The organism is Nonomuraea sp. NPDC004186 (assembly GCF_053603495.1).
Map to the genome: position 1 here is coordinate 1 of NZ_JBSGFQ010000194.1, position 16487 is coordinate 16487.

Consider the following 16487-nt stretch of genomic DNA (forward strand, 5'->3'; position numbering starts at 1 on the left):
GAACGACGTCCGCCAACCGGTGACTGCGTCGCCCTCGACGACGGCCAGCGGCGCGTAGTGGTAGGCCACGCCGTGCGGGCCGCGGCCCTGGGGGTGGTGCCAGATGACGTCGCCCAGCGTGCGGCGCGCGGGGAAGACCCAGTAGTCACCCGTACGGTAGCGGTGCGGGTTGCCGCGCTCGCCGGTGAGGAAGCGCACCTCGACACCCCGCTCCAGCGGGATCCACCCCGTATCCTTCCTGGCCGCCTGCGCCTCGGTCACCGGAACAGCCCCGTCAGGGGACTTGCCGGGCGGCGTGTGGTCCCAGCGCCGCAGGTACGGGTGGCGGCGCCGGTCGATCGCGGGCGGCGGCGCGTCCAGGGTCACGGTCGACAGGTCCACGTCCACGTCGACCACCTGCCGCAGCGGCGCGGCCGGACGCGGCCACCCCAGCTCGCGGCGCAGCGAGACGGCGTCGTCCACGGCCTCCACCCACTGGCCGACCTCCAGCGCGGTGTGCCGGTCGCGGCCCAGGCTGCTCACCTGGACCACGGGCCCGTCGCTCGCCAGGATCGGATAGATCACCGAGCCGTTGTCCCGCGACCAGGCGAAGCTCGCCCCTTCCCGGGCGGTGCCGCCGCTGCGGATCTCCACCCGGTAGAGCTGGTTCTCCCCGGTGTACCCCGCGTCGGACGGCGCGGTGCACGGGTCGTCGTCGGCCTCGTGCGGGCGCGTGGCCCGTACCTGGAGCACTCCCCTGTGCTCCGCCGACTCGGCGGCGGCGATCCAGTCGGCGACCCAGGCCTCTACCGAGACGTCACCGGTCGGCACGGGCACGGCGCGCACCTGCCAGACGACCTGCGCGCGGCTGCTGGTGTCGGGGTGGTGCGGGCCGAGCGCGGGCTCGTGCAGCGTGGGGTCCTCCACCTCGGTGACGTGCCGCTCCCAGACCTTCAGGTAGACCAGGTACCTGCCCTTGGGCAGCCGGTCGGCGCCCGCGACGTCCAGCACGGCGTGCGGCTGCTTGGCGTAGGTGGTCTCGGCCGGGTTCTCGACGCCGATGCCGTTCACGTAATAGCGGCCCGCCCCGATGGTGAAGTCCGCCACGGCCGGGTCGCCGATGGCGAAGCCCAGTCCGGGGCCCGCCGGCCCGGCGTGGGGGCCCATCAGGTCGGCCAGCGCGCCGCGCAGCTGGTGCAGCAGGAGCGCGGTCTGCTCGTTGCGGTTGGCGTCCAGGCCGACCCTGCCCTGCAGGTCGAAGACCGCGGAGTAGCCGCGCTCCGGCGAGAAGGTGATGTTGGAGAAGTCTCCGTGCACAGCGGTCTCCCTAGGTGGCGTTGATGACGGCTGCATCGACACCGAGGGGGACGAACCCGTCCAGGTGGTCGACGAGGTTGGCGAGTCTGCGCGCCTCGAACAGGTCGTGGAAGGCGCCCATCTCGGCGCCGTCCTCCGCTCCTGTGCGGATGGCGTCGGCACAGGTCTCGTGCAGCCGGCAGTAGCCGGGCGTGCCGTACCTGACGCTGGTGAACCTGGGCCGCAGCCGGTTGTCCGAATCGGGCGGGCACCGGTAGCGGGGCGGGCCGCCGTGGCAGGCGTAGGAGACGTAGGAGTAGCGCGCGCAGCCGGCGTCGCGCCTGGCCACGTGCACGCAGCCGGTCACGATGCTGTCCTCGGCGAGCCTGAGCAGGTAGACGCGCACCTGGCCGAGCACGGTGCAGCGGCGCAGGGTCAGGTCGGCGTAGGCGTTCCTGGCGTCCACGCCCGTCACGGCGGCCAGCTCGCGGCCGGTCGCGTCGATGATCGAGTCGTACGCCTCGACGATGAGCGGCTCTCCCGCGGTCTCGTCCTGGTCGACGAGGATCGTGCCGACGATCGACCGTTCGACGCGCAGGCGGGCGGTGGTGCGGCGCAGCTCGATCGACGGCTCCTCGCCGTGGCGGGGCTCGCACCGGTCGTCCAGCTCCCAGCCGGGCACGAGCGTGCAGTGCCTGATCGTCACCTCACCCACCTGCCCGGTGATGTCGACGCTGCGGCCCGAGATCACGAGCCCGTCGAGGAGCAGGCGGGGGCGGCGCGCGGACGGCGGCGGGCAGTCGGCGGCGCCACCCGGCGGCGGGGTCTTGGAGCGGGCGCGCACCGAGAGCGCGTCGAACCTGTTGGCCCGCTGGTTGAGCAGCCTGATGACCGGCCGCTGGTACGGCGCCGCCCGCAGCTCCAGCCGGTCGTCCAGGTCCAGCTCGACGCAGAGCGCCTCGGTGTAGTCGGCCGAGTCGACGATCTCCACGAGCGCGTCGTGCAGCGACGGGTCGGCCTCCTTGTCCTCCTGCCACTGCCGGAGCGCGGCGGTGATCGAGCCGAACCCGTCACCGCCGACGACGTACCGGCGGCGCTCCCCGACCGGGGCGGTCGCCCTGGCGTAGGCGCCGCCGCCCATGCGCTCGCTGAAGCCGTAGCACCAGCTCACCCACACCCCCTCCTCCGGCGCCTCGTCCGGCGGGAAGGCGATCCTGCCCAGCACCGGGTCCACGACCACCTGGCCCGGCTGGGGCCGGTAGCGCCAGTCGCTCAGGTCGGCGCCGACGATCCGGCTCGCGGGGACGGGGTTGTCCAGGCTGTCGCGCCAGATCCGCAGGGCGCGGCCCGGGCCGTAGTACTCGGTCACGGCCGCGGCGAACTCCTCGCGGCCGATCGGCTGCGGCAGGTCGGCGGGTCCGGACAGGTGGGCGGCCTTCGGCTCCGTCCCCTGCGGGGCGAACAGCTGGGTGTCGATGCCCAGCACGTTGACCAGGTAGCGGCTGTAGCGCTGGTCGACGCAGAACGCCGGGGCCCGGGTGACGGGGAAGGACAGCAGCCGCCACACGTACAGCGCCAGGCTGGGGATGTTGGGCAGGCCTCGGGTCAGCTCGCTGTTGATGCGGCGCACGTCGGGCAGCCTGGGGGCGGTGTCGAAGGGGCCGCCGACGCGCTCGCAGGCGACGAGGTCGCGCACGTCGAAGGTGGCCGGCCGGTCCGGCCGCAGGTGCCGGAGGTGCTGGTCGCGCACCAGCATCCGGTACGTCTCCACCGCCCGCGCGGGCCGGCCGGCGACGTCGAAGGCGAGCTGTTCCAGCGCGGCGGCGGTGCCCTTGCGGCGGCGTACGGCCACCGCGTCCGCCACCTCGGCGCGGGAGACGCCCTCCCTGTCGATGCCGACCAGGGCCGCGAGGTACGGCACGATCCACTCGTCGCAGGTCTCGACGAACCAGTTGGCGTACCAGGTGTCGAGGTCGTCCTCGATGACGCGTACCTGCTCCTCGATGATCCGCAGCAGTGCCCGCAGCGGGTGGCCCCGCTCCTCGTCCCTGCTGCGGTGGATGGCGGGCAGCAGCGCGGCCAGCTCGTCGCGGGTCATCGGGCCACCTCCACGTGCAGGACGACGAACCCGTCCAGGCCAGGTGTGATCAGGACGAGCTCGGCGGGGTCGATGTGGACGCCGTCGGCCCGGGTCCTGGCCGGTCTCGCGGGTATCCGTTCGGCCACGCCGGTGACCGCGGCGGCCTCGGGGGCGGTCGTGCCGAGGGTGGCGCCCAGCCGTACGACGTCGGCGAACGCGACGCCGGGCACGCGCTGGAGCTCCGCGACGACCTCGGACAGGTACAGGCTGCGCCCGAGAGCGCGCGCGTCGAACCCGAACGCCGACTCCACGGCCGCGCGGGCCTGCGGGCCGACCAGGTCGGGGGCGCGGTCGGCGTCGATCCACACGTTCGCCTCCAGGACGACGTTCCACAGCGTGCGCGGCGCCGCGGCGACCGGCACGCCGGGGTCGCCGTAGCGGCGGCAGGCCGCGAGCAGGCCGCGCAGCAGGTCGGAGTCCGGCTCGATCGGCGCGTCGTCCACGCCCGCCACCGTCACGTGGACCAGTTCCCTGCCGCCCGCGCTCAGGCGGGTCGCCGCGGCCTTGCCGACACCCGCGCGGGCCAGGGTGAAGTCCGCGTAGTCGCGCAGGCCCACCAGCCGGTCCATGGCCAGCGTGGGCAGCGGCGCCCGGCCGCGCAGCGCCGGGTCCGCGTCGTGGTCGGTGCCGCCGCTCGCGCGCAGCGGGTTGGTCACCGCGCTGACGCCCAGCGGTTTGGTCTGCAGCTGGCTGAGCTGCCCGGCGCGCACGTTGCCCGCCCTGCCGATGCCCACGCGGTAGGTGAAGGCCACGTTGCCGGTGCCGGTGGGCAGCCGCGATCCGCGCCGGCCGTCGCCGAACTCGACGGTCGCGCCGCCCGCGGCGTCCACGCTCAGCTGGTAGGCCCGCTCGGACGGCCCCGCCCAGGCCAGCTCGGGGACCTCGTGCCAGGCGATCCCGCCGACCCTGACGATCAGCTCCGCCTCGGCGCCGTCGGCGTCGGGGGTGGCGAGGTACGTCAGCGGCTGCTGGCCCAGGGTGAAGCGCTGGCCGGCCGCGCCGGCGTCGCCGCTGCCCGCCGCGGGTTCGAGCTTCGTCTCGCCGTTCGTGGCGCGTACGACGTTGGCCCAGACGGTGACGGTCGAGCGGCGGTAGCTGCCGCGCAGCGGGGCCGCGAGGTCCAGCACCGTGTGATCCGGCACGCTCCCCGACGAGGAGACCCGCCGGGTGCCGATGACCCGCGCGACCTCGCCGCTCGGCGGCGTGAGCGGGCCCGCGTCCTGCGACATCCCGGACACGACGATCGTGCGGCCGGTCGGCAGGTCCTCGATCACCACGCCGAGGTCGATCGAGCCGCCCTCGACGGGCCCCGTGATGGGCTCGTCGGCCAGGGCGAGAGGCTCGGCCTGGACGTAGAAGGTGTAGCCGCGCAGCTCGGACAGGGAGCGCCCGGCGTCGCCGTGCTCCTCGGGGAACCAGGGCGCCACCAGCACGAGCGCGGTCACCCTGCCGGAGATGCCGTAGCGGGCCAGGCCCAGCGTGCGCACCTCTTTCACGAGGTTGACGTTCACGAGGCCGTCGCCGGAGACCACCACGATCCAGCTGCCGGGGAGGATGCGGGGGTAGTCGGCGTCGAGCGGGAGCAACGTGCGCGCGCCCGCGTCGGAGTCGTACAGGCCCTCGTCGAGCTCCCAGTCGGGGTCGTCCGCGGCGACCTCGCCGATCACCCCGCCGGATGTCGCGGGCGGGAGCGGGGCGGCGGAGCCGAACGTGGCCGCCTTGGCCCGCAGGACCTCCAGCCGGACGAACTCCGCCTCCTCGTCGCCGTCCTCGGCCACCCCGGCCGGGGACAGCTGGAGCCTGGCGGCGGTCACCTGCGCGTCCAGGTCGGTCTCCGCCGACTCGACGATCCTCAGCAGGGGCGATCCGTCGGTGAAGTGGAAGAGCAGGCGGTCGTTGGGCGCGAGCCCGGTCGCGATCCCTTCGACGTGCACCACCCGCAGGGAGGCCACGCGGCAGCGGGTCAGCCGCGTCGGGCGGCGCAGCCTGGGCGGCAGCGCGCCCCACGACGGGCGGGCCACCAGCTCCTCAGCCGTCTCGAAGATCTGCGGCTTGGCGCCGGGGTCGGGCACGCTCTGCACCCTGGCGCCCGCGGGCACCCGCACGAGCGGGTCGGCGGGGTCGGGGTCGAGGGTGTAGGCCAGCCAGGCGCTCGCCGCCAGACCCGGCCGGGGCCGGTAGCCGACGAGCGCGGCCAGCTCCACCAGCGAGCGCCGCTCCTTGGCCGTCGCGAGGTAGCCCTCGTCGGCGATGCGTTCCTGGTAGAAGGTCAGCACGTCGCCGACGCAGGCCCACGCGTCCAGCAGCGCCAGCGCGGGGTCGTCGGGGGCGCGCGTGGTGAGCCTGGCCAGCTCGGGATGGTCGGCGGAGGCCAGCCGCCCGATCATCCTGGCCAGGAACGCCGCCCGGGTGCCCACGCGGACGCTCAGGCTCGACCGCCCCGGCGGGTTCGCCATCACCTTTCCGGGCGGCAGCGGGGTCCCCGAAGCGCACCGCCCGCAACATCCCGCCGCTTCACCGCAGCTCATACCGGCTCACCGCCCTCCCACGAGATCCAGCGTCAACGTCCCGGCCGAGGGGATCTCCAGCGGGCCGAACGCGAGCGCGCCGCCGGGAGGCACGGGCGGCCCGGTGGAGACCGTGCGGGCCAGCCGGACGACGCTCGCCGACACCACTCCCGGCACGGCCATGGCCTCGGCCAGGAGCCGGCTCACGTACAGGCCGGTGCCGAAGGTGAGGCGGTCGGGGTCGAACATGCCGCCCGGCGCGTCGCCGAGCCGGGCCCGCAGCGCGACGGTGACGGCCGAGCGGGGCGCGTTCGCCGCCAGGCAGACGCGTAGCCCGAGGTCGACCGCGACCAGCCGGGGCGGGTCGGCGCGCAGGTCGTGCCCGATCCGCCGGACCTGCTCCAGCCGGGTCCGCACCGCTTCCAGGGGGAACTCCTCGCCGCAGCGGCCGCGCAGGGGGTCGATCGCCACATCTGCCTCGTACCAGCCGCCGGTCCAGGCCAGGTCGGTGGCCGCGCTCTGGACTCCGGGCTGGGCGGCGGCGATCGTGGCGTAGTCCTCGGCGGTGACCGCCCGTATCAGGCGGTGCCGGTAGGCGGTGGGGCCGAGCAGGCGGGCTTCGGCGACCGGTTCGGGGTCGATGCCGCCCGTGGCGGCCAGCGGGTTGCGTACGCCGGTCACGGGCACCGCGATGGGGCACGAGGCCACCAGGTGGGCCACCGCCTCGGGGCCGACGTTGCCGGCCGTCCCGTTGCCGACCCGCAGGCGCAGCTCGAACCGCTGGCCGGGGCGGACCCCGCGGCCGTACTTTCCATCGCCGAAGCGCAGGTGCGAGCTGCCCTCGTCGTCCACCTCGACGACGACATGCCGGTCCTCGGGGCCGCTGCCGATCAGGTCGGCCCGCACCGTCCACGTCTCGCACTCGGAGGTGAGCCACAGCTGGGCCGGCGCCGTACGCGGGTCCTGGGTGAGCGCGGCGGCGGCGGGACCCGCGGCGACCGGCTCGGCGGGGTCGAGCCCCGCGCCGGCACCCCAGGTGGCGGCCACCTCGGCCGCGTCGGCGGCGTCCAGCGGCAGGCCGAGGCGGGCCTGGGCGGTCAGCCTGGCCAGCCTGCCGAGCAGGCGGGGCCGGGGCGCGGTGCCGGTGGGGATGCGGGCCAGCGTCAGGGCCTGGCCCGCCGCGACGATCTCGGGAGCGGGGTAGGGCGCCCGGCGGGTGAGGGGCGCGTGCGGCAGCACGGGCTCGAAGCGCACCCGTACGGGGTCGCGCTCCGGGCGGCCGAGCCCCTCGCACCGCACGGGACCGGGCTCCCCTTCGGGCACGGTCAGCGTGCCGGTCGCTGTGGCGCCGTGGTCGACGAGGACCACGTTCGCCCTGGCCACGCTCACGTCCTCGAACAGGCAGCACTCCTCGCCGCCGATGGCGGCCAGGCACAGGTCGAACGTCAGGGCGTCGGCGCACGCCCAGCTCACCCGGAGCAACGGCTGGTCGTAGACCGGGTCGTCGAGCTCCTCGACCTCGGTCAGCCGTACGGCCTGGCGGTGGGTGACGTCCGCGTCGCCCGGCACCCCGGTCAGCGGGCCGCGTACCTCCTCGAAGATCACCACGTCGCCGGGGCACAGGCCGAGCAGCCGCTCGGACCGCTCCTCGTCGCACCAGCCGTCCACCAGCGTCGCGGCCGTCGCGCCGCGCGGCAGGCAGCACTCCTCGCCGCCCCAGGTCCACAGCCGGATGCGGTTACGGGCGGGGCTGACGGCCACGTCGTGCTCCAGCACGGGCTCGTACACCTGGTAGCCGCCGCCGGGCGCCAGACGGCGCAGCTCGCCCTCCGAGACCATCGGGCGGCCGCCGAGCGCCGGGACCGCCGTCACGAACCGGTAGCTGCCCGCGTACAGGACCCCCGGCTCCTCGACCTCCAGGTGCACCCAGGTGCGCGCGTTGCAGCCGTCGTGCATCCGGTAGTCGACCAGCCGCAGGTGCCGCCGCACCGACGTGCGCAGCCGGGCCGTGCCCAGGTACGCCTCGGTGGCCACCGCGTCCTGGCGGTAGGAGAGCTGGTCGCCGACGTAGGCGAGCAGCTCGACCAGCGTGACGCCCAGGTCGGGGATCTGCCGGTCGGTCCAGGCGGGGGAGGTCAGCGCGAGCCGGTCCAGGATGAGCCGCCGGAAGCTCGCGTAGTCCTTGGCCAGGTAGTCGATGACCGCCCGGTCCTCCTCGCCCGGCGGGCAGGGCGCCGTCGCGCCGCAGTCGCTCTCCTCGCCGCAGTCGCCGGTGAAGGTGAAGGCGGCCCGGGCGTACCGGGGGTCGAGGTCCTGTGCGCAGGCCAGCTCCACCTCGTACGGCGAGCGGTCCCCGAGCCGGTCGAGGTGGACGACCAGCTCGTCGTAGCGACCGGCCCGCGCGGCGACCACCTCGACGTGGACGGCCCGCACCGCGCGCCCGGGCCCGGTGATGGCGACGTCGTCCGCCTCCGGCACAGGCTCGGGCGCCTTGCCGAACAGCAGCAGCCGCAGCGTGCGCGCCTCGTTGTCGACCTGCACGCCGGCGATGCCGCCCCATCCGCGGGCGCGGTCCCGTTCCCGCCGCGCGCGGGGCGGGCAGCCCTCGTCGGCCGTCATGGCCCGGTCCTCCGTTCGACGGTGACCGAGTTGAGCTCCCCGGTCAGCGGCAGCACGTACGCCACCGACACCAGCAGCGTCCCCTCCTCGGCCCGCACGTCCACGCGCTCGACCCGCAGGTCGTCGGGCAGCCACTGCTGCAGGGCGGCCTGGAGCGTGTACTCGACGGCCCCGGCCAGTTCGGGGCTGTTGGGGGCGAAGACCAGCCGCAGGACGCCGGTGCCGAAGTCGGGCCGGTTGACCCGCTCCCCCGGGATCGTGAACAGCAGCTGCTCGACCATGTCGCGCACGTGGTCCTCGTCCGTGGTGGTGGCCGACCTGCCGTGCGCGTCGACGTGGAAGGGGAAGTCGAGGTGGGTGCTCATGATCCCGCCGCCCTGAGCTGCGTCGAGGTGATGATCGGCGTGCCCTGGGGGGCCTTGGCCGCCGACTGGCTGACACCGGCGCCGGGCCCCGCGGGCTCCAGGACGACCGGTTTGCCGAGCACGAAGACCCGGGTGGAGGCGGCCAGCGCGAAGTCGACGGTGACGCAGGGGCTCGGCGGGGTCGCGCCCGACAGCGAGCAGCCCGCCACCGCGACCACGTCGCCGACGGTCACCACCGGCGCGCCCCCGGCCAGCACCACGGTCTGGCCGGGGACGATCGTGGCCTTGCCCTGATGAAGGCAGGTCACCTGCGAGGCGACGGTCAGGAGGAAACCCGGCATCGTCGGCACCCCTCTCAGGCCGGCTTCACGACGAGCGCGCCGTTGTTGATGTTGACGAGCCCGACGAGGTTGATGGCCGGCGCGGTGATGGTCACGCCCGAGGTGTCGACCGTGATGGCCGCCGACTGGGACTGCAGCAGCACGCCGCTGCCCTTCATCGGGGCCACCGGGGTGTCGGACAGGGCGATCTTGCTCTTGCCGATGGTCTCGATGAGGAGCGCGGGCGCCGCCGGGGGCAGCAGCTTGGCGGTGGCGGGCGCCTCTTCCCGGCTCCCCCAGAAGAAGCCCACCCAGATGGGGCTGTCGGGGCTGCCCTGCTCGAACTCCACCCAGACCCCGGCGCCGGGCGGCGGCACGGCGAAGAAGCCCATCTGCAGCCCGGCCAGCGGCACGCACGGCATCGCCCACGTCGACGGCAGCACGCCGAGCACGTCGGGCACGCTGACCAGCAGCCGTCCCTTGCCGAGAGGGTCGATGTTGTTCAGCACCGAGCCCCGGTACTTGCCGTAGAAACGTCTGGTGCCCGGCGGCTCGGCGTCCTCGCGCTCGGCGGGGCCGAAGAAGCCGGGAGACTCGACATAGCCGAGCTCGTCCATGTTCATGGCAGGTCCTTAGGAGAGGGGCAGGAACGCGTTGCGGGTCAGGGTGAACTGCTGGGTGTAGCCGCCGCGCGTGATGTCGTGGGTGACGCTCTTGACGAAGTAGGTGCCGTCGTAGCCAAGGCTCGCGCCGCGCACCGTGACGGGACGGCGCGCCCGCAGCGGCTGGCCGTAGCGCAGCACGTCCAGCGTGCCCTGCCCGCTGATCACCTCGTAGCCGTCGGCGGCCCTGGCCAGCGCGACCAACCCCGCTTCCAGGGGGGACAGCTTGGCCAGGCCCCTGACCACCGACGTCTTCAGCGGCAGCGGCTTGCGGGCGCCCATCGGCGGGTTGACCGGGGTGATGTCCGGGATGGGCACGGGGACGGGGAACTTCGTGGTGGGCTCCTGGACCAGCGCCACGTACTGCGTCGCGGAGAACCCGTCGAAGGTGAACGTCAGCGTCTCGACGTTGGTGGTCGCGTCGGCGTTGGCCCACAGGGTGGGCTGTGGCGGCCCGGCCTTGACCAGCGGCCCCCAGTACGCGTAGTTGACCCCGGGGTCCGGCCCCGGCTCGACGTAGAACTGGTAGCCGACCTGCGCCGCGAGCGCCTTGACGTAGGCCAGGTCGGTGCCCTGCTGCGCGGGGATCGACTCCATCGGGTTCGGGGTGATCAGTTTCACGCTCGGCACGATCCGCGGGACGAGCCCGTACATCGGGTATTTGGCGCAGATCACGGCAACCCGCACCTCCGGCGGAAGACCTATGTACGGCACGCCAGTGAAGTCGACGACGTCCATCATCCGGGAGACGTCCTCGCCGGTGAGCGTGAGCCGCGCCTGGCCGGGCTCGGCGGACGGGGTCACCTCGTGCCGGGTGACGACGCCGTCCATCAGCACGGTGGCCTGGCCTCTGATCGTCACGACGATCTGCGCCCTGGCCGGCGGGTCGAGCGCCCCCGAGGGCAGCAGCTCGCGGAACAGCAGCGACCGCTTGCCCATGCCGAACGACAGCCGGAACCCGCCCGGCTGGCCCACGCCCTCGCTCACCTGCACCGACAGCAGCGCGTCCACGACCTCGCGCGGCACCCGCTCGGCCCGCACCGCGCCGAGCCTGAGCGACAGCAGCAGCTCAGAAGCCATGCGGGCTCCCGATGGTCGCGGTGGGCAGGGCGACGTCGAGCCGCCGTCCCGGGCGGGCGGTGAGGTCGGCGGGGTCGAGCACCGGGTTGGCGTCCGCGATCTGCCAGAAGCGCTCGGGATCGTCGAGGTGCAGCGCGGCGATCCGGTCCAGGCGGTCCCCGTCGCGTACCACGTGCACGGCGATCACGGTGAGCGTGCGCCGGTCCGGTAGGAACCTGCGGCGCACGTACGGGATCGGCTCGCCGCCCTCCGGCCGGTGGGTGGCGATCTCGATCCCCTGGTAGCGGCTGGTCGCGGTGAACATCAGGTGCCTCCTGGCGGGCCGTCGAGGCCGAGAGTGCGCAGCTGGTCGGACGGGTGCAGCGCGGCGAGCTGCTCGCGGCGCCGCTGGTGGCCGATGAACAGGCCGCTCCCCCGGTGGGTGAACCCCAGGTCGTCGACGGTGAGGATGCGCATCGACAGCGACACCTTGGCCCTGATCGGGTTGAGGTTGGAGTCGAACGCCTCCTCCGTGACGGTGAACTCGGTGAGCCGGACCGGCACCACGCGCTCGCGGCTCCACACGAAGACCGTCAGCGGCGACTCGACGGGGACGATCTCGAAGGCGCCCTTGCGGGCCGCCTCGTCCTGCGCGATCAGGGCGCCGGCCGTCGGGTTCACCAGCAGGTCCAGCGTGGCCAGGACGGGCAGCAGGCCGTACGCGGCGACGGCGTCGTTGCCCGGCGCGAAGGGGTCTTCGAGCTGCGTCGTCGCGTCGAGCTCCGCCTCGAGCTTGATGGTCTCGTGCGCGGGCCCGCGCAGCCGCAGCGCCTCGCTGCGGTCGCCGGGTTCGGCGCCCACGCCCTGGGGCTGGAGCGTGCGGGTGATGGTGTCCGGGTTGTACTGCAGGGTGATGACCCTGAGCACCGCGCCGTCGGCGGGGTCGAGCAGGACGAGCCCGCCCCTCGGCACCACGGGCGTCCCCGGTGCGAACTGCGCGCTCACCGCTGCCCGCCTCCCGCCAGTCCGTGGATCCCGCCGACGACGGCCTGTGCCAGCCCCGGCGCGGAGCCGTCGGCGGCGTCCACGCTCAACCGCCGCCGGGCGGCCTGTTGCGTGGGCCCGCCCGCCAGATCCCGCCGTACGGCCTCGGTCAGAGCGTCGATGAGCTCCTGCCGGGAGAGGCCCGCCGAGTCCAGCACGACCCTGTCGATGTGCAGCACGATGCGCGTCACCGGCCCACCCGCTCGGGGTGCGGGACCGTCAGCGGCAGGCCCAGTTTCCGGAACTCCGCCCGCGCCGCCGTGAGCACCGTCGCGGTGTCGACGGGCTCGCCGGCGTCCGCGGCGAGGAACGCGGCGCCCAGCGCGATCGCCTGTACGGCGGCGCCCGTGACCGGCAGGTCCACCAGCGCGTCGAGGTCGAGGCCGCCGAGCGGCACACCTGCGGGGAAGGCCGCCGACCACAGCCGTCTGCGCTCCTCCCGTCCCGGCATCGGGAAGTCGACGACGAACCGCAGCCGCCGCAGGAAGGCCGGGTCCAGCGCGGCACGCAGGTTGGTGGCCAGAACCGCCACCCCCTCGTAGGCCTCCATCCGCTGGAGCAGGTAGCTGACCTCGATGTTGGCGTAGCGATCGTGGCTGTCACGCACCTCGCTGCGGCGCCCGAACAGCGCGTCGGCCTCGTCGAACAGCAGCAGCGCGCCGCCGTCCTCCGCCGCGTCGAAGACCCTGCGCAGGTTCTTCTCGGTCTCGCCGATGTACTTGTTGACCACGGCCGACAGGTCGACGCGGTAGAGGTCCTGGCCGAGCTCGTGGGCGAGCACCTCGGCCGCGAACGTCTTGCCCGTCCCGCTGGGGCCGCTGAACAGCGCGGTGACCCCGTTGCCGCGTGCCCTGCGCTCCCCGTACCCCCAGGTGGACATGACCGTGGCGCGGTGCCGCACCTGCGCGACGAGCCCGCGCAGCAGGTCCGTCTGCTCGCCGGGCAGCACCAGGTCCTCCCACCTGGCCTGCGGCACCGTGCGCTGGGCCAGGGCCTCCAGCCTCGGCCTGGCCGAGCTGCGGCAGGCCGCCCACAGGCGCGCCCGCCCGTCGGGGGCGTCGAGCACGGGCCGCAGGGCGGTGGCGATGCGGTGGACGGCGGGCACGCTCAGCCGGAACTGGCCGGCCAGCGTGCGCGGCGCCCCCTCCAGGGGCAGCCCCGTCGCGGCCGCCCACAGCTCGGCCTGCTCGGCGAGCGTCGGCCGGCCGACGTCGATCACCGACGTGGCCCGGTCGGTGACCGGCCACACCTCGCGCGTGGCCAGCAGGACGAGCCCGCCCACCTGGGACAGGAAGCGCCGCAGCGCCGCGGCCGTGGCGGGGTCGGCCAGGTCGGCGTCCACGGCGTCGAGCAGCAGCGCCATCGGCAACAGCAGGCTTTCGCGCTGCCACAGCCTGGCCACCAGGTCCTGGTCCGCCCCCGCCGCCACGAGCGCGCCGACCGGCAGGTGGTACAGCTCGCGGTTGAGCAGCGCCATGGCCCGTACGGCGACCAGCTCGCAGCTCGGCTCGTCGCCGCCGAGCAGCTGGATCACCGGGAAGCGGCCGTCGGGCGTGTCGGTCAGCGCCGCGCCGACCAGGGCGTCCGCCGCGGCCTGCGACGAGCGGGGCAGCCCGAGGCCCGCCGCCGGGTCGGGGCGGTGCTCGACCAGCCCCGTCAGCCGCTCGTCGAGCCGGTTGAGCCCTCTGATCAGGTCCACGATCCGGTCGTCGGCCCGCAGCGGCACGACGGCCAGCGGCTGGGCTCCCGCGCCCACGGGCTCCACCAGCCGCCAGAACCGCAGGCCCCGCTCGGGCGAGAGCACGTCCCAGCGGGCGTCGTCGAACAGGCGCAGCGCCAGGGCGAAGGTGGGGGCGGGCTCCCCCTGGGCCGCGGCGATCAGCGCGGTGATGCCGGGCTCGATCGCGGGGGCGGCGCACAGCAGCAGCACGTCCCGTTCGAAGTCGCTCAGCCCCAGCCGCTCGGCGATCTGCACCAGGGCGGGGGCCCCGAGGCCCGCCGTCGCCCGAGCCGCGGCCTCCCGCGCGCCCGCCATCGCCTGCGCCGCACCCTGCCGTGGGGTCACTTGGCCGGCGGCCGGCGCGTCGGCGGGCACGGCGGGCACGGCGGTGCGGTCACGGGTTCTCCGCCAGCCCCTCCTCGTCTCCAGCGGCTCCGGCTCGGACCGCTGGGCGGGACTCGGGGGTTGTGGGGTGAGGCCGGCGAGCCGGACGGCCAGCCAGTCGAGGGACGCCTTCAGGTAGGCGCCGTTGGCCTGCTCCCAGGCGGGCGCGTCGGTCATGGGATCACCACCTCTGCCGTGGGGCCGGACTTGAAGGCGCCCGTGGCCCGGTCGACGATGTCGGTGTCGACGCCGTCCACGCGGACGCGGACCTTGTACGTGCCGGGCGGGATCGCGGCGACGACCGAGAGCGTGCCGGTGCCGGCGGTCAGCAGGGGCACCGGCAGGTGCAGACCGCCCACGAGGACGGCCGCCTGCTGGCCGACCAGCACCGGATCGGCGACGGTCGCGGTCACCGTGGTCCTGGCCGGGGTGCCGCCTGCCGGGGTGGCGGCGAGGGCGATGATCTCGGGGGCGACGGCCAGGGGGACCTCGTTGGTGGGCACCCCGCCGGACGCGGGCGTCAGGGAGATCGCCCACGGTCCCGCGGGCAGCCCGGTGGCGGGCAGCGCGACGGCGACCTCGTCGGTTCCCGGAGACGGGAGGTGGACCTCGGCCGTGGCCGGCACCCGCAGATGGCGCAGGTGGGCCATGAGGGCGCCCGCGGGAAGGTTGCGGACGCTCAGCGTGACGGTCTCGCCGGGCAGCGCGACCGGGCTCCCCGGCACGCCGTACCGGATGCCGGTGACCGCCGGGAAAGGCGAGGCGGCGTCCGGGTGGGCGACCGGCGACCTGCCGTCGGGGCCACGCTTGAGCACGGGCAGCGGCGCGGCGCCGGGCGCGGGGTTGTCGATGAGCACCGCCGAGACCTGGTAGGACGCCGAGACCCGGTACGGCGTGGCGAACGCGGTCCACATCTTGGCGATGTCGTCCTGGCTCAGCGACTCGAAGCTGACCTTCACGTTCTCGAGCTGAAGGTGCAGGTCGCTCCCGGGCAGCGGGATCGCCGTGGCGGCCCGGATCTCCTCCCCCGGCAGGATCGGGGTGTCGTGCAGGGCCAGCATCGCGGCGCCGAGCAGCTCGTGGGCGGTGCCCTCGTCGGTGCTGTAGGCGGCCAGCAGGTAGTGCAGGACCAGCGGGAGCAGCGGCCTGGGCGACTCCCCGGGCGGCGCGCCCGGCGGGTCGGCGTTGCGGAAGGAGGGGTGCATGTCGGTGCGGTACAGGAACAGGTTCACGTGGTCGCCGTTGACCTCGTCGGGCGCGCGGTCCGGCGGCACGATGGTCACCTGCGGGCCGCCGAGCCGGTTGAAGATCCTTGCGCGCAGCGCGGCGGTCACGGCGGCGATGGCGAGGGAGTTGCTCATGCCAGCTCCCCCTTGCTCCGGCCGCGCAGGTACGCCTGGAGCACCGAGGCGTGGTCCTTGCGCGGCGGCTTGGCCTGCGGGGCGGCCTGGGCCTGCGGGGCGCGTACCTCGAGCCGCCCGATCGAGATCTCGACCACCGACGGCGCGGGGGCGTCCTGTGCCGCCTGGCCGGGCGAGGGCCGCGTCGGCGCGGCGAGCACGGGGCCCGCGGCGACCCGCAGCAGCGGGGCGCCCGCCGCGCGCCTGGCCTCGGCGATGTCGGGGAGCGGCGAGTCCGGCTGATGAGCGGGGGCGTGCGGCCGCGGCGGAGTGGCGGGGGTGCGGCGCCTGGCGCGCGGCGCCTGGGCCGCGGCGATCGGGTCCACCACATCGGGCCTGGTCACGGACGGCACCGGCGGGGTCCGCTCGCGGCCAGGTTCCTCGGGGGCGCGCGGGGACCGTCCCACGTCGATCTCGTGCTCCTCGTACGCCTCCGTCTCCTCCGCCGCGGGCCGTCGGAGCCTCGTCGCGGGGACGGCGGGCGGCCGGGCGGCAGGAGCGGCAGGGGCGGGGTCCGGCACGTCGGAGAAGGCGGGCGGTTCGGCCTGGGCGCGGCTCATCGGCGGCTGGTCCTCGTACAGCGAGGCCGGGCGGGGGCGGATGCCGGTCACCGGTTCGCGGCTGCGCGCGATCAGCCGCTGGACCAGGCCGCTCACGATCTCACCAGCCCCAGGTAGCACTGCCGCCGCCAGGCGCTCAGCGCGAGGACCTGCGGCTCGGTCCAGCCGTAGGCGGCGGCCAGGTCGTGCACCTCCAGCAGGGTCCTGCGGCACCAGCCGTCCAGCTCCGACCACAGGTAGCTGACGATGTCGAAGGACTCGGCCCACTCCAGCCCGCAGTCGGGGCACGCCAGGCACAGCTCCACGTCCACCAACGGGTCGGTGACCACTCCGGCCAGCTCGTGCCCGGGCGATGGCGCCGACCTGCCCGCGTTCGTGGCCGAGCTGGAGCGCCGGGCCTCCGAGCAGCACGCCCCGCCCGTGGAGGGCGTC

Annotated in this window: 15 protein-coding genes; all 15 read right to left on the minus strand. The window is 74.8% G+C overall.

Annotation, left to right across the window (positions count from 1 at the left end):
- Positions 1 to 1296 (minus strand): DUF6519 domain-containing protein (locus ACWEPL_RS62035; RefSeq protein WP_452442286.1); only part of this gene is annotated, 1296 nt, incomplete at its 3' end.
- Between the two features lie 10 nt (positions 1297 to 1306).
- Positions 1307 to 3373 carry a phage tail protein gene (locus ACWEPL_RS62040; RefSeq protein ID WP_452442287.1) on the minus strand — a complete coding sequence of 689 codons (2067 nt, stop codon included), beginning with the start codon at positions 3371 to 3373 and terminating at the stop codon, positions 1307 to 1309.
- Complete coding sequence (locus ACWEPL_RS62045; protein ID WP_452442288.1) at positions 3370 to 5871, minus strand: putative baseplate assembly protein; 2502 nt, start codon at positions 5869 to 5871, stop codon at positions 3370 to 3372. The genes ACWEPL_RS62040 and ACWEPL_RS62045 overlap by 4 nt, the downstream gene beginning before the upstream one ends.
- A gap of 78 nt (positions 5872 to 5949) precedes the next feature.
- Positions 5950 to 8541 carry a putative baseplate assembly protein gene (locus ACWEPL_RS62050; protein WP_452442289.1) on the minus strand — a complete coding sequence of 864 codons (2592 nt, stop codon included), beginning with the start codon at positions 8539 to 8541 and terminating at the stop codon, positions 5950 to 5952.
- The gene (locus ACWEPL_RS62055; protein ID WP_452442290.1) at positions 8538 to 8906 is read right to left on the minus strand and encodes a GPW/gp25 family protein; all 369 of its coding nucleotides are present in this window, start codon (positions 8904 to 8906) and stop codon (positions 8538 to 8540) included. Before ACWEPL_RS62055 ends, ACWEPL_RS62050 begins: the two co-directional genes overlap by 4 nt.
- Entirely contained in the window at positions 8903 to 9247 is a 345-nt protein-coding gene (locus tag ACWEPL_RS62060) for a hypothetical protein (protein ID WP_355209731.1), read from the minus strand. Before ACWEPL_RS62060 ends, ACWEPL_RS62055 begins: the two co-directional genes overlap by 4 nt.
- Before the next feature lie 14 nt (positions 9248 to 9261).
- Positions 9262 to 9849 (minus strand): phage baseplate assembly protein V, encoded by a 588-nt coding sequence (locus ACWEPL_RS62065; RefSeq protein ID WP_350727532.1) that lies wholly within the window; start codon positions 9847 to 9849, stop codon positions 9262 to 9264.
- 9 nt (positions 9850 to 9858) lie between these two features.
- Positions 9859 to 10968, minus strand: coding sequence for a hypothetical protein (locus ACWEPL_RS62070; RefSeq protein ID WP_452442292.1), 1110 nt, complete (start codon positions 10966 to 10968; stop codon positions 9859 to 9861).
- Positions 10958 to 11272, minus strand: a complete 315-nt coding sequence (locus ACWEPL_RS62075; RefSeq protein WP_350727530.1) for a LysM domain-containing protein — start codon at positions 11270 to 11272, stop codon at positions 10958 to 10960. The genes ACWEPL_RS62070 and ACWEPL_RS62075 overlap by 11 nt, the downstream gene beginning before the upstream one ends.
- A complete protein-coding gene (locus ACWEPL_RS62080; RefSeq protein ID WP_363971138.1) occupies positions 11272 to 11952 on the minus strand; it encodes a hypothetical protein in 681 nt (226 codons plus the stop codon). Before ACWEPL_RS62080 ends, ACWEPL_RS62075 begins: the two co-directional genes overlap by 1 nt.
- Positions 11949 to 12182 (minus strand): hypothetical protein, encoded by a 234-nt coding sequence (locus ACWEPL_RS62085; RefSeq protein WP_452442293.1) that lies wholly within the window; start codon positions 12180 to 12182, stop codon positions 11949 to 11951. The genes ACWEPL_RS62080 and ACWEPL_RS62085 overlap by 4 nt, the downstream gene beginning before the upstream one ends.
- Positions 12179 to 14272, minus strand: a complete 2094-nt coding sequence (locus ACWEPL_RS62090; RefSeq protein WP_452442294.1) for an ATP-binding protein — start codon at positions 14270 to 14272, stop codon at positions 12179 to 12181. Before ACWEPL_RS62090 ends, ACWEPL_RS62085 begins: the two co-directional genes overlap by 4 nt.
- On the minus strand, positions 14269 to 15456 hold the full coding sequence (locus tag ACWEPL_RS62095) for a DUF4255 domain-containing protein (RefSeq protein WP_452442295.1): 1188 nt from the start codon (positions 15454 to 15456) through the stop codon (positions 14269 to 14271). The genes ACWEPL_RS62090 and ACWEPL_RS62095 overlap by 4 nt, the downstream gene beginning before the upstream one ends.
- On the minus strand, positions 15453 to 16151 hold the full coding sequence (locus ACWEPL_RS62100; protein ID WP_452442296.1) for a hypothetical protein: 699 nt from the start codon (positions 16149 to 16151) through the stop codon (positions 15453 to 15455). Before ACWEPL_RS62100 ends, ACWEPL_RS62095 begins: the two co-directional genes overlap by 4 nt.
- Positions 16148 to 16487: hypothetical protein (locus ACWEPL_RS62105; RefSeq protein WP_452442297.1), on the minus strand; the 340-nt coding region annotated here is incomplete at its 5' end. The genes ACWEPL_RS62100 and ACWEPL_RS62105, both read right to left, overlap by 4 nt.